The organism is Anabaena sp. CCY 0017, assembly GCF_963920885.1.
In the GTDB taxonomy this organism is placed as follows: Bacteria; Cyanobacteriota; Cyanobacteriia; order Cyanobacteriales; family Nostocaceae; genus Nodularia.
This window is the reverse complement of record NZ_CAWUDG010000004.1, coordinates 260351-273149: the sequence shown is the minus strand read 5'-3', so window position 1 is coordinate 273149 and position 12799 is coordinate 260351. Positions and strand designations below refer to the sequence as shown.

Sequence of the window (12799 nt, the reverse complement as noted above, 5' to 3'; positions counted from 1 at the left end):
CTTAGAACAAACACAGGATTTCTCGTCTACAAATTTTAGTCAACAATACTCAAGGGTGTAAAAAAATGCTCAGGCGGCTGATTCAATGGTTCAAAGGTCTTTTTCGCAGCTTGTTTGGGGGAAAACGAACTTCCTCCCATCTGGGGGATAATACGCCAGACAAACCAGCGCCACCCCTAACCGATACTGATTTAGAATTTCTCTTCAAAGAGCTTCTAGAAGGCGTGCATCAAGCCAGAGGACAAGATTGGGCGCAAAAATGGCTACATAATATTGAAAATCGAGTCTCGACTGAACGCTGGGTGGAATGGTTACGCCGTTTTGGCGAAAGATTGCTAGCATCACCGACACCTAATAATGAATTAGCTGCTCGTTTAGTGCAACTGGGTGATTTGCGGGTTGGTGAAGTGGGAGATGTTGCTTATGAAATTGGAATGCAGTTGTTGACACGCAATCAAGGCGAACCAATCTGGGAATATGACGGGCCAGATGCAGTCCATACCACTTTACCCTCCCAAGATGATTACCCAGTAGAAGAGGAAATAAATCAGGAAGCAAATTCGCCAAACGATGAAGCAACCCAAACTGTAACCCTAGATGAGTTGTTGGTCATGTTGCAGCAGGATCAGAGTTTACGCCAGCAAATTGCCCAGCAACTGGCAATTGAGACAGATGATCCCCAAATAATTATTCAGGAACTGATCAATCAATATCATGCTCCGAGTCAATGAAGAGGAATGGGGGCAGGGTGCAAGGTGCAGGGGAGAATAGGAATGGTTGTTAACGCTCTTTTATGACTCTGATGAAAGAAAAAAGAGTAGGTTGGGTTGAAGCCTTGTGTAGGCGTAGCCTTCTCGTAGAGTAACCCAACGAAACCAAGGATTGTGGGTGTTGGGTTACGCCTTCGGCAAACTACGTTAACGTTCCTCTACCCAACCTACGTCTGAATTGATCAAAGTCATAAAAAATAAGGGTTTATGATTTTTATATGACGAGAGTAATAAAAGAGCGTTAATTAACCGGAAGTTTAAAGTAATTTCTTACTCCCCCTTGCTCCCTGCACCCTGCGCCCCTGCCTCTTCCCAGTCTCAAGTCCTGAAATAACAAAGTTTTGTATACTTTTTATAACCAGATAGCCGAAAACCTATTTAATTCCGGTGGGTTTTACGTAATAAATGAGTTTTTTAGCACAACGATGGCTACAATAATCTAGGAGAGATCAAATCCAAGAGTATGGCAGATGCTCACGCAGCTATTGCAGTGGCTTAACAAGTTTTCAAAGTACCCCGTTGGTGACAAGCAGAGTCGTTCTTTAAAGGCTGCGAGGGGATTAGAGGTGGCACAACAACCACCTGAGTTAACTAATGGGGATCTGGAAGTTTTATTTACCCAGTTGTTGGCAGGCGTACAGCAGGGACGAGGACAACAATGGGCAATTGATTATCTCCAACGCATGGAGGATCGGATCAGTGTTGAGAGATGGATCGATTGGCTGCTGACATTTGGCGAAAAATTGCTTTTATCACCAGCGCCTAATCATCAGTTAGCAACACAAATGATGGAACTAGGCGAACTGGGCATTGGTAAGGTTGGTGAACTTTCTTACGACATTGGTATCCGGTTATTGACAGGGCAACTGGTTGAGAATGACGAAGAGGAAGAAAGTGAAAGCACAACCTCTGAAATGCTCGATATCCCACTAGACTCACCAGGACAGGAGTTAATACGTAACTTAGGCGAATTGTTATGGGAGTCTGATGGCTTGGGTGGCGAAGCTATAAACCAAGAATTTGAAATTACAGCCGCAGCGCCCCAATTTGGTTCTCCTTCAGAAAGATTGGCGGAGAATGCCGATGAACTGATCTGGGAATATTCCGTTGAAGAAACTACCGCCGCAGCGCCCCAATTTAATTCTTCTTCAGAAATATTGACGGAAAATGCCGATGAACTGATCTGGGAATATTCCGTTGAAGAAACTACCGCAGCCGCACCCCAATTTGATTCTCCTTCAGAAATATTGACAGAGAATGCAGATGAACGGATCTGGGAATATTCTGTTGAAGAAACTACCGCCGCACCATCACCCCTAACTCCGCCTGATGAAGATGTCATCGGCAATTTAAGCGAACTTTCATGGGATTTGGCAGGAGACAAAGCTGAGATCATCAAATCAGCACCTGAAGCAGCAATCATATCTTCTCCTGGAAATGGGGGTCAGTCTTTGGCGAATATGGATACCTTTGATGAGTTGTTGGTGAAGTTGGATCAGAGTAGCAATTTAGTGCAGCAGTTAGCGGCTAATTTGTCACCTACTAACCGGATACCAGCTATTACGGCTGATCAACCTAACGTTCAAGCGCAAGATTGGTTCTATCAAGGTCTTCAACAAGCCAGAACAGGTGATTTGGTAGGAGCGATCGCTTCTTATAACCAAGCCATAGAAATGAAACCTGATGTGCTGGAATATTGGTTTAACAGGGGCTTGACTTTATTCCATTTACAATATTTTGCCGAGGCGATCGCCTCTTATGACCAAGCCATCGCCATCAAACCCAATCACTACAAATCCTGGTATAACCGGGGTGGGACTTTAGGCGAATTAGGACAATATGAAGAAGCGATCGCCGCTTTTAATCAAGCTATACAAATTCAGCCCCAGAACCCAGAAGCTTTGTCTAGCAAGGCTTTAGCCCTATTGAAGTTAGGGCAAATTAGCGAGGCGATTTCTAGCTATGACCAAGCCCTGGATCTGGAACCACAAGACCCAGAAAACTGGTATTACCGAGGTATAGCCTTTGCTGTTAGTGAACAATATACAGAAGCGATCGCCTCTTACGACAAAGCCATCGAAATTCAACCAGATTTCCATGAAGTCTGGATTGACCGGGGTGTAGTCTTATTTAATTTGGGAAGTTGGTCAGAAGCGATCGCCTCCTGGGATCAAGCCCTGGCCAAGCATCCAGATTTATACTTAGCCTGGTATAACAGAGGTATAGCTTTAGACAACTTAGGACAGAGGGAAGAAGCGATCGCGTCCTACCACAACGCCATAGCTATCAAACCCGACTTTCACTTAGCTTGGTACAATCAAGCAGTAGCATTGTTTCATTTAGAAAAGTTTGCCGAAGCAGTCGTTACCTACGACAACGCCTTACAAATTAAACTTGACTATTGGGAAGCTTGGATTGGTAGAGGAACTGCGGCTGGTCATTTAACTAACCAGACACCATTAAATTCCTTAACTAGCATCTCCACACAAAATCCTGCCTTACAGCAGGGCGGCTATGAGGGTAAAATAGCCAGCTTAGAAGAAGGCTTGAAACATATTCGCCCAGATACCCACCCAGAAGGTTGGGGGAGATTGCATATAGCAAAGGGTAATACTTATTACGAACGAGGTAGAAAATCCCCCGCCTCTCGTAATTATTGGTGTCAAGCCATAGCTGAGTACGATCAAGCCCTGTTAACCCTGACCACAGGAGATTTTACAGAATTGCATTTAGAAGTTGTGCAATCTCTGATTAAAACACTTTTAGGTATAGGTCAAACAGCACAAGCACAAGAATTACAGCAACTAGCCGCCGATTTATTAGCACAACTACTAACCGAATCAACTCGTTCTGATGCAAGCAAAAAACAGCTAGCGCTCAAATTTGCCGGAATTGGTCAATTAGAAGTAGATTTAGCTGTAGAGTACGGCGACTTAGTAGAAGCCTGGGAAATGGCGGAACAGGGCAAAAATTCTTGTTTAACTTGGCTACTATCTGATTGGCATGAACAGATTTACTCACATTACTACAGTTCAGTTCAACAACTCCTCAATCCCCACACAGCAATTATTTACTGGCATATTAGCCCAGTCGCCTTACATACATTCATTATCAAAGACCAAGCCCCATCACCCATTTTGGTATTTACTCCCATCCAAAATATAGGCACAATAGACCTACAAGAAAACGCCCAGCCTGTTCATGAATTTCCTCTACCAGAAGCGGTGAGACGCTTAATAGAATTTGAAGATTGGCTGGAAGATTGGCAGCAGGAATACGAAGAATATCTGAGTCAAGCCCAAGACCAACACAGCAAAAGCAACCATCCTTGGCGAGTGGATATGGAAGCAAAGCTGTTGCAACTCAAAAATATTCTCCAAATTTCCACAATTACACAAGAACTAGAAGACATCACCCAACTAGTTTTAATTCCCCACCGCGACTTACATAGATTACCTCTCCATACTCTGTTTAATCTTGCTTCTCCCTTCCAGAAAGAACCCGCAAACAATTTCACAATTAGCTATTTGCCGAGTGTTCAAAAAGGTTTGTATGTCAAAGCTGAAAGTATGTGGCAATTGCCCCATCAAATGTTGTTGAGTATTGAGTACCCCAACAGCACAAATTCTGCCCCGCCCAAATTTGCTAAATTGGAATCTGAAATTATTAGCCAGATGTTCAATAATCCTCACCGCATCCAAGGAACTAACGCTACCAAAAATGAAGTATTAAATGCCTTGTTTGACCATAATAATATTTTTCATTTTGCTGGGTGTGTAATCAACAAATACAATGAACCGAAGAAATCAGCATTGATATTAGTAGATGAAGATAAAATCATCTTAGAAGAACTCTGCCAAAGAAATCTAAGTACTTACAAATTGGTGACACTTTCGGCTTGTGAAACAGTCAGGACTAGAAACGAAAATATTACTACCGAATATATGGATTTAGCCAACGGCTTTATCTGTGGAGGAGTACCCCACGTCGTAAGTACCAGATGGACTGTAGAATCATCTGCCAGCACCTTAGTGATGATTGAGTTCTATAGAAGGTTACATCTTAATATTTCACCAGTTATTGCCTTAGCCGAAGCTACATTATGGCTAAAAGAGTTAACTGCGGCTGACCTCACCAAATGGTATGAAAACTTACTAAATAATCTAGATCCTGATGATTTAAGAATCAAAGCTTATTTAGCAACATATTTATATAGAAGTAGTAAGATGGTTCCCGATAAGAAACTTTATAGTCATCCTTACTACTGGGCAGCATACACAATTATCGGGATATAGCAAAGTGCTGAGTGCTGTAAAGCCCTGCGGGCATGGCTGCGCTTAAAGCGGTAGCGGGGCGTTTAGCCCGTGCTGAGTATAAACTAAGTAGGGGCGGGTATGGCTACGCCACGCAAGCTATCACAGATATGCTCAATTACTAATCATAATTTTAATGAACCCTCCCCTACATCAAGGCTTTCAGCAATCAACAATTTCCTAACCTCCTTGGCGGTTGCTATAATTCCTTAAAGCTTTAAACCTTGTCCATCATGAAAAGCGGAGTTTTTGTCATTGCGACGTAAGGAAGCAATCTCACCATCTTGACTAAAAACTATAGTTATCAAAGTAGACAAGCTTCAGATCCCTAAGTTCTTGCAGAAATCGGGGATCTTCTATTTTTAACTATTTAAACTGATAATAAATTTTTTTCTGGCAAAGGCGCAGAGAACAAGAATTAAAGAAATGTTATTTTGGCATTTCAGATTCCAGTTCAGTAACGCCTAATTTTTGGATATCCTGAAGCGTGGCGAATTATTGCCCAAAAGCCAACCATAAATATTTAGGTGCAGGTTTTAAGCGCTTTGAGTCTGACTATTATGCCTAACTTGATACTTGTGCCAAAGGATGGCGGCGAAATTAGTCAGCAAACAGCTGATGGCTAGAGACAACAATATATAAGTAGGCAGCATTACCACGCCAATCATAAACCAAGTAAATACGTGCAGTACCATCACTAAAGCGAAGATAGTAGCAAATCCTACAGACTTCCACACTTGATGTATTGGACGACCCATTACTGTGAGGATAATTGTCAACGATGTGGCAATTATGTTTGCTGGGACAAGAAATGCACAAATACCTGTGCAATTGGTACGGGAGAACTCAGCTAAGGCGTTGAAATCAAGCATTAATTTAGTGGGATTAATGTTAATACCTTAAAAATAGTAAATCAACATATTTTTAGATATTTGAATTCACCTTAACACACCGCTAAAGTGATTACTCCACTTATGTAACATAATTTAAACTCTTTCCAGAAATTCTCTAGGACTTACGCACTGTACAAATTCATCATGGTATGCAGTTACCAAAATAGCCAATTTCCGGCTTTGAAAAATGATTATGTTGATAGTAAATATACCCGTGTTGTAGGGGTTTAGCAATGCTAAACCCCTACGCAATATGTGCTTTTTAGTGTTACACATATTTGGTATTTATTGTCAATGCGTAAGCCCTATTCTCATACTATTTATAGTAATAATTAGATAATTTTAAATTAAGTTGGGTAATTTTTACCTGAGTTCAATTCCTACTGTAAAAATACATCAAACAGGATCATTTATTATGTCCAAATTCTTAAAATATTATGTAATAACTTAAAATTTTATTACAAAAAGTTAACTGTAGATGGGGCGATCAGACATCGCTTTATGATTATTCTTAGACAATCCTGTATATAAGAAATGTGCGATTCCTTCGGACTGCTCCGCGATCGCAAGTACGCCATCCTCGGAACTGGTGCATTAGGTGGGTTTTATGGCGCTAAATTGCAACAATCTGGTTTAAATGTCCACTTTTTGCCTAAGAGTGAAGTAGTAGCTGGGGCGAAAAGTTCCGGGCGTATCATTCCTGACAAATTCATTCAAACCATGCTGAATTACACACTCAAAATGAAACCTTACCGTACCAGCATGAAAATTGACTATGATGAACACCGACCCTTAGAAGTAGAAGCAATTTTCGGCAACCCCTTAAAAAAAGCCCAAGTAGCAGGTGTAAATTTACCGCTAATTAGCTGTCTGTATCATCAATTAAAATTTCTGAATAAAAGAAATAACCTTGCTTAATCTCATATCCTTAACTCTTACTCTTCCTCTGCGTCTCTGCGCCTCTGCGTGAAACTACCATGTCCAATACACTAACCTCTACAATTAAACCAAAAACCGAAGATAGTTTTGCTATCACCTTTGCACCATTATCTCTGGAAGAAATCTACACCAAAGCCAACGACGCAGCCAATGGTGCGGTAGTCGTAATGAGTGGAATGGTTCGCAATCAAACCGATGGACAACCTGTAGTTGCTTTAGAATATCAAGCTTATGAACCAATGGCGTTAAGAGTTTTTTATCAAATAGCTGCTGATATTCGTTCCACTTGGTCTGATGTGAAGCGGGTAGTAATTTATCATCGCGTCGGGCGTTTGCAAGTAGGAGAAATCAGCGTCTTAGTAGCCGTTGGTTGTCCGCATCGTAGTGAGGCGTTTGAAGCTTGTCGTTATGCTATTGATACTCTTAAACATAATGCCCCTATTTGGAAAAAAGAACATTGGGCTGATGGTTCTAGCACCTGGGTAAGTATTGCTGCTTGTGAACATTAGTTATATTAGAATTATCACCAGAAGAGACGCGGATGATGCCGTGGTGATGTCGCTGGAATTTTTCAATAGTCTGATGGAGACTGTGCATTTATTGAAGTCTCCGGCAAATGCAGCCCATTTAGAACGTTCTATTGCTTAATTTAAGCAGGGGAAAGTGGTGGAGCGAAATTTGCTAGATGACTAAAATGTTGGCATGGACTGATGAGGCTGGGGCTAATTATCTTTACTGGCAAGAGCAAGATAAGATGCGTAGACTTGCTTTACAAAAGTATTTAATTTAAATTAAAAATTATGAAAATTATTGAACTTAATTTAACTCAACCTTTCGTTGCATTACTTAAACTTAATTGCAGTGTTCTATTGCAGTTTGTAAATATTTTTTGGGTATAGGGAGAATATTCCTTTAGACTGAATCTCATCGGGAAAGTATTGGATCAACGCAAATGCATTCAATGAATTTAATGTGCCACGAATTTGTAGTTGCTGTATCCTTTGTTGCTTGTATTGCTGGTCTGCTATTACTTTGGGATCGCAAACAGCCAAAAGATAATCTAGAAGAAACAGAGAAAATTCTCTTTAGAATGAGCTTCTCTTACTGGCTGGTTTACTGTTGTGCTTTTGGTCTGGAAAAGTTGATTTTACCGGACTGGGAAACTGTACTCATGTCTGTGAAAATGACTATCGCTTTGTCATATTTCTTAACTTTCTCTTGCGTCCTCAGTTTGCCATTACACAAATTTTCAGTCCGCCAAGTGGAAGAATAGCCAATAGTCAAGAATCGATGCACGATGGACAATAGATTATTAGGCTGATTTTATTTTCATGGCGATCGCAATAGTATCTTTAAATTTATCCTGATCTAAAGTGGTCAGGATAAAAACCTCTTGTACAGTCTTACCCTGACGCGCTATGACTTTATAACCACCTCGAATCGGTACAGATACACGCAGTTGCATTTTTGGACAATGGCCTTTAGCCCGCCCTAAAACACCTGGGGTGACAGTTTGAATCCCATCTTGCTGACAGAGACGTTCTAAAATTGGGATGAGACCAGAAAGATGAGTTGAGTGATTCCAGACTAATCTGCCATCTTTGCCAGAAGCGTCTTTTGCGGGTTTGCCCATGATAATTAAGCCGCTTCTAAAGGTGCCATTGTTAAACCAGCTCGACGTAGTTGTTGATGATACAGTTCCGCCATCTCTTGGGGTCCGACCCAGACAATAGCTTGCCCTTCATAATGTATCTGATTGGTCAAATCCCAAGCTTTATCACCTGTCATTCCGGGAATATATTTCATCAAACACTCAGATACGTGTTGAAAAGTATTAAAGTCATCGTTTAAAACAATTACCTTGTAATTCGGATAAGTCTTGCGGATAACTTCAGTAGTCTTTCCAGGAGTGACCGTTGGTGCTGTACTCGCTCCATATACAGCTGCTGAGAGTCTTGTAACCATAAAACAGTGAGCCAACAGAATTTTACAAAACTACACTTACAAATAACTAGTCTAGTCTATTGTCTGCGGAGTAGGTAGGGGCGGGTTTACAGATATCATTTATCATCAACCGGAATATTGGTGAACCCGCCCCTACTATTCAAAATCTAAAATTGTGCAACCCTAACGCCAATTATCCCAGTTTTCGTTAAAAATTGAAGTATCAGGAAAAGCTGTCGGGTTGCCATTTTGCTGCAACAGACGTTTGAGAGCTTGTAATTGTGGTGCTGGTCTCGGTAAGTCCTCTACCAGTTGATAAGGTGCAACTTGATTTTTCAAAGCGAAAGCCGCAGTGGTTCCCGCCGCAGCGCCAGAAGACCATTCAAATGAGTGTACCCGATAGGCTGCTGCCGCAATATGACTGGTAGCAATACTTTTACCTCCCACAATCAAATTATCGATTTTTTGGGGAATCATGGCTCTGAGGGCAATTTGGAAGGGATAAGCTTGACCAGCACCACGCCTTTCTCCGGGACGTTCTCTATTACCAGCAGCTTCTGGGGGGCTTTTTTCCATGCAAGGATGGAAGTCTATGGCATAGTGACCAATACCTACAGAATCGGGAAAAATAGTAGAACGAGTCCGCCGCATGACTTGTTCGGGAGGCTTTCTACCTGTAATTACAGATATTGCTTCCAAGCCTGCCAGTGTCCCTTGTAATCTGCGGTACATATCGGCTGGAAGTGTCTGGCGATAATACTCATCGTTGTAGTCACGGCGAGAAATATCAGTTTCCCAAATCGTAAACCCTTCTGGTTGTCCCCAACTGGGACGGCCAATTATCCGCCGTCCTTCTCGCATATAGGGATATTTCGATAAGCCATGCGCTGTTCCCATTGGCGAATTTAAACCGGATATAAAGCGGTTATTTGTTTGTTGCTGCTTTACACCTTTACCCAGTTGGGAGTCTGTAGTTCCAGCTACTAGCCAGTAATAGTACGAAAGTGAGATTTCTTCACCTTTGCGGAGGCTTTCTGTTCGCAGTCCCCCCAGCCATCCCCCAGGTTGCAACTGTTGAGTAGCTTGTAACTGTTGGCGAGTGTAAACTAGGTTATCTTGGGCGGTTCCGGGGCGATAGTCGTTACCCCAAGTCCAGTTTTGCATGGAAATGTCCCCTGGTGTGGGAGCAGAAAATCTCACACCTCCGAAGGTTGCTGGTTGTCCCTGTTGCGGACTCCAAATGCGGCGATAGGTGAAAACTAAGTCAAAGCTTGCTAGTCGCTGTAATTCATAACTGAAATATGGGGAATACTGTAAATAAAATGGGGGCATTTTCTGGGGTTGCGGTTCCTTGGTAGCCTCCATTGCAAAGGTGTAAGTAAAGCCTTGGGTACAATAAGGATCGTTTTGGGCGCTGGAAGAAGAAGGTTCCAAATGAGAACGAGGGTCAATACCTAAGCGGTAGGGAACGTCAGCAAGGGCGATAATTTCCCCGGTTTCGCTAGCATCGACAACGTACCATTTTGGGGCGTTACCTTGGCTCTTTTGGGGAACTAAGCGAATAATATTTTTGGTAAACCTAGATGAGTTTTCGTAGCGATAAGCATCTTCTATGGTTTGAGATAAAGTGAAGGTGTTATGAGGTGGTGCGCCTGGTGCTGGTTGATGTTGAATTGCGATAGCGCTACTAATTAATTGTCCACCACCCTCAACTGTAGAAGGTGTAATTTCTAAATCCTTAACTACCGTATTGGGGAACCATTCTAACTTGCCTCTACCCTTTCTCTCAGCATCTTTCAGCATCTGAGTCATAATGGTGTGAGCATCACGAGGCAGAAAGCAAGAGTCACTTACCCAGCAATCCCCAGGGTTAAGTTTACCGTATTTGCGTTCAATACGATTTCGCAATTCCAAATAGCCACGAGAATAAAATTTGCGACTGCGCTGGGTGGGGCGTTCATCTAATGCTGATGTTCCCTGAGAAGAAATTTGTCCTCCCAACCAATCTGTTATTTCTGTAAGACAAACTCTACGTCCAGCTAGTAAACCCTCGTAAGCTGTAGCTACGCCTGAAAGTCCACCCCCCACGATTAAAATCTCACAATTTACAGTTTTGTCTGGGTTTCTCGGTGGTGCAGCAACAATGGCAGAATCAGGTGCAATAACGTTAAATATTAAGCTGACACCGATTAGTGATGTCAGGCTGTAAGCTACTTTGTGTCTAAACGTCATAGTTAGAGAAAGTCCTTTTACTCCTATGTCGATTTATAGACGGTAGCATTTGAGAAATGTTTATAGCGATTCCCACCTCAATAGGTATAGAAAAGTGCTGAGTTCTGAGTGGGTAGGGGCGGGTTTAAGCAGTGAGTCTGTGGTTCGTCAAAATCCTTAGTAAACCCGCCCGGACACCGAGTGCTGAGTGCTGAGTTCTGAGTTCGGGGCGTTAGCCCGTAGAAACCAAGTAGGGGCGGGTATGGCTACGCCACGCAAGCTATGACAGATATGCTCAATTACTAATAATAATTTTAATAAACCCGCCCCTACATCAAGGCCTTGCGCCCTGATGACAGATGTGGTTCAAATACATAAAAACTGATGTAACCGAAAAAAGCTATTATTTAACCCATATTTACGCAAAAAAGCCAGATTCAAAATCTGACTTTTTTGTAAGAGCAGAAAATTACAACTAACAAAACAACCAATTTGTAGGCTCAGATATTGCACCGGGCGACGGTAAGTCGCGACTACACAGGCAAAACCCTGAGACTCAATGCCGTAATGCTCCCTACAAATTTTGGCTAATTTATGTTTGGTAATTCCCTAAATGAAATTTTTAGTTGTGAAGTTTAGTAGCGGTTACGGCCACCACCTCCACCACCACCATATCCTCCTCCTCCTCTGTTACCACCACCAAAGGAACCTCTGTCTTCCTTGGGTTTAGCCTTATTCACTTTCAGTCCGCGACCCATCCATTCAGCACCATCTAGTGCTTCAATGGCAGCAGTTTCTTCTGCTTCTGTATCCATTTCAACAAAAGCAAAACCACGCATCCGGCCTGTTTCACGGTCAGTAGGTACTTGAACCCGCTTAACAGTGCCATATTCAGCAAATACTCCACTGAGATCGGCTTCTGTAACCTCGTAAGAAAGGTTGCCTACGTAAATCGACATCGGATTGTCTCCAAAATTATTACTGTGTATAGATTTAAATTTCGGAGAATTAAATTTGTAGATACCAAAAGGGAACACCTGTCAATACTCAAAACAAATACTGTCACCGAATAAATCCTAATATTCTTAAGATTACACACAAGCTCACTATCTGTATATAGTAGATAGTTAAAATATGATTAACTTCTTATGATTGGTCTACCTTGGGTACTCCGCAGAACCCTTGTGATACTTGGCAGCGCACTTTTCGCCAGTTCTCACCAAACCAATGTAATATACAGATAAGTTTATAAAAATTAACAATGGTAGAACGCCCAATCAAAAAATCGGAACGCCAGTCCCAAGCAATTACAGACAACAGTTCCGAAAATTCCGATTCTATACCACCTGTAGAATCTCCGTCAAAAAGTTTGAAACCAGTTGTTAATCGCTCGTCTAACGCGGGAAAAAAATCATCTTTAAAAGATGACACTAGGCAAAAAGGTAATCCTGCCCTAGCGCGTGGACCCAAACCCGCTAAACCTCCAGTTAATGTCAAAACCGAACCTGAAAGCGAATCTGAAGCCATCTCTGATGAGCCTCAAGATTAAGATTTCGCGTAAGGCAGCAATTTAGATAGTCAGAGGATTTGACACTCCCCGCGATAAATCGATGGGGATTCTTAAAACATCGCTCCTCAAGAATGTTTTGGGCGTTGACTTTCTTTATAGATATGGCAAGTGAATCATCTGCTTCTTGGTCTACTCGAACCAAGCAACTGCATCTGATTT

At 42.1% G+C, this 12799-nt stretch carries 12 protein-coding genes; 7 read left to right on the top strand and 5 right to left on the bottom strand.

Annotated elements, in window-relative coordinates:
- Positions 1-65: 65 nt before the first annotated feature.
- Together ACM0OW_RS07560 and ACM0OW_RS07555 are read left to right on the top strand one after the other, a co-directional pair.
- Positions 66-731: a hypothetical protein gene (locus ACM0OW_RS07560; protein WP_414549411.1), complete on the top strand. Its 666-nt coding sequence runs from the start codon at positions 66-68 to the stop codon at positions 729-731.
- A gap of 509 nt (positions 732-1240) precedes the next feature.
- Positions 1241-5065, top strand: coding sequence for a CHAT domain-containing protein (locus tag ACM0OW_RS07555; RefSeq protein WP_414549410.1), 3825 nt, complete (start codon positions 1241-1243; stop codon positions 5063-5065).
- 554 nt (positions 5066-5619) lie between these two features.
- Here ACM0OW_RS07555 and ACM0OW_RS07550 read toward each other — a convergent pair.
- Entirely contained in the window at positions 5620-5955 is a 336-nt protein-coding gene (locus ACM0OW_RS07550; protein ID WP_414549409.1) for a hypothetical protein, read from the bottom strand.
- A gap of 555 nt (positions 5956-6510) precedes the next feature.
- On the opposite strand from ACM0OW_RS07550, the gene ACM0OW_RS07545 reads away from it, so the two are divergent.
- From ACM0OW_RS07545 to ACM0OW_RS07530, 4 genes are all read left to right on the top strand, one after another.
- Positions 6511-6894: a ketopantoate reductase C-terminal domain-containing protein gene (locus ACM0OW_RS07545; protein WP_414549408.1), complete on the top strand. Its 384-nt coding sequence runs from the start codon at positions 6511-6513 to the stop codon at positions 6892-6894.
- Between the two features lie 59 nt (positions 6895-6953).
- On the top strand, positions 6954-7424 hold the full coding sequence (locus ACM0OW_RS07540) for a molybdenum cofactor biosynthesis protein MoaE (protein WP_414549407.1): 471 nt from the start codon (positions 6954-6956) through the stop codon (positions 7422-7424).
- Positions 7405-7563 carry a type II toxin-antitoxin system Phd/YefM family antitoxin gene (locus ACM0OW_RS07535; RefSeq protein WP_414549406.1) on the top strand — a complete coding sequence of 53 codons (159 nt, stop codon included), beginning with the start codon at positions 7405-7407 and terminating at the stop codon, positions 7561-7563. The genes ACM0OW_RS07540 and ACM0OW_RS07535 overlap by 20 nt, the downstream gene beginning before the upstream one ends.
- Before the next feature lie 313 nt (positions 7564-7876).
- Complete coding sequence (locus tag ACM0OW_RS07530; protein ID WP_414549489.1) at positions 7877-8188, top strand: hypothetical protein; 312 nt, start codon at positions 7877-7879, stop codon at positions 8186-8188.
- Between the two features lie 39 nt (positions 8189-8227).
- Here ACM0OW_RS07530 and ACM0OW_RS07525 read toward each other — a convergent pair whose 3' ends face one another.
- The 4 genes from ACM0OW_RS07525 to ACM0OW_RS07510 all read right to left on the bottom strand — a co-directional run bounded on the left by ACM0OW_RS07525 (position 8228) and on the right by ACM0OW_RS07510 (position 12029).
- Positions 8228-8548 (bottom strand): DUF2103 domain-containing protein, encoded by a 321-nt coding sequence (locus ACM0OW_RS07525; protein WP_006196048.1) that lies wholly within the window; start codon positions 8546-8548, stop codon positions 8228-8230.
- A gap of 5 nt (positions 8549-8553) precedes the next feature.
- Complete coding sequence (gene clpS, locus ACM0OW_RS07520; protein WP_414549405.1) at positions 8554-8880, bottom strand: ATP-dependent Clp protease adapter ClpS; 327 nt, start codon at positions 8878-8880, stop codon at positions 8554-8556.
- 162 nt (positions 8881-9042) lie between these two features.
- On the bottom strand, positions 9043-11091 hold the full coding sequence (locus ACM0OW_RS07515) for an FAD-dependent oxidoreductase (RefSeq protein ID WP_414549404.1): 2049 nt from the start codon (positions 11089-11091) through the stop codon (positions 9043-9045).
- Between the two features lie 614 nt (positions 11092-11705).
- Positions 11706-12029, bottom strand: coding sequence for an RNA recognition motif domain-containing protein (locus ACM0OW_RS07510; RefSeq protein WP_414549403.1), 324 nt, complete (start codon positions 12027-12029; stop codon positions 11706-11708).
- 302 nt (positions 12030-12331) lie between these two features.
- Here ACM0OW_RS07510 and ACM0OW_RS07505 point away from each other — a divergent pair, with 302 nt between their 5' ends.
- Entirely contained in the window at positions 12332-12619 is a 288-nt protein-coding gene (locus ACM0OW_RS07505) for a hypothetical protein (protein ID WP_414549402.1), read from the top strand.
- Positions 12620-12799: the final 180 nt, after the last annotated feature.

What these genes read in the sequence shown, in the direction of transcription:
- ACM0OW_RS07560 (WP_414549411.1), top strand. Translation starts at nt 66, where the DNA reads ATGCTCAGGCGGCTGATTCAATGGTTCAAAGGTCTTTTTCGCAGCTTG.
- ACM0OW_RS07555 (WP_414549410.1), top strand. Translation starts at nt 1,241, where the DNA reads ATGCTCACGCAGCTATTGCAGTGGCTTAACAAGTTTTCAAAGTACCCC.
- ACM0OW_RS07550 (WP_414549409.1), bottom strand. Translation starts at nt 5,955, where the DNA reads ATGCTTGATTTCAACGCCTTAGCTGAGTTCTCCCGTACCAATTGCACA.
- ACM0OW_RS07545 (WP_414549408.1), top strand. Translation starts at nt 6,511, where the DNA reads ATGTGCGATTCCTTCGGACTGCTCCGCGATCGCAAGTACGCCATCCTC.
- ACM0OW_RS07540 (WP_414549407.1), top strand. Translation starts at nt 6,954, where the DNA reads ATGTCCAATACACTAACCTCTACAATTAAACCAAAAACCGAAGATAGT.
- ACM0OW_RS07530 (WP_414549489.1), top strand. Translation starts at nt 7,877, where the DNA reads ATGAATTTAATGTGCCACGAATTTGTAGTTGCTGTATCCTTTGTTGCT.
- ACM0OW_RS07525 (WP_006196048.1), bottom strand. Translation starts at nt 8,548, where the DNA reads ATGGGCAAACCCGCAAAAGACGCTTCTGGCAAAGATGGCAGATTAGTC.
- clpS (WP_414549405.1), bottom strand. Translation starts at nt 8,880, where the DNA reads ATGGTTACAAGACTCTCAGCAGCTGTATATGGAGCGAGTACAGCACCA.
- ACM0OW_RS07515 (WP_414549404.1), bottom strand. Translation starts at nt 11,091, where the DNA reads ATGACGTTTAGACACAAAGTAGCTTACAGCCTGACATCACTAATCGGT.
- ACM0OW_RS07510 (WP_414549403.1), bottom strand. Translation starts at nt 12,029, where the DNA reads ATGTCGATTTACGTAGGCAACCTTTCTTACGAGGTTACAGAAGCCGAT.
- ACM0OW_RS07505 (WP_414549402.1), top strand. Translation starts at nt 12,332, where the DNA reads ATGGTAGAACGCCCAATCAAAAAATCGGAACGCCAGTCCCAAGCAATT.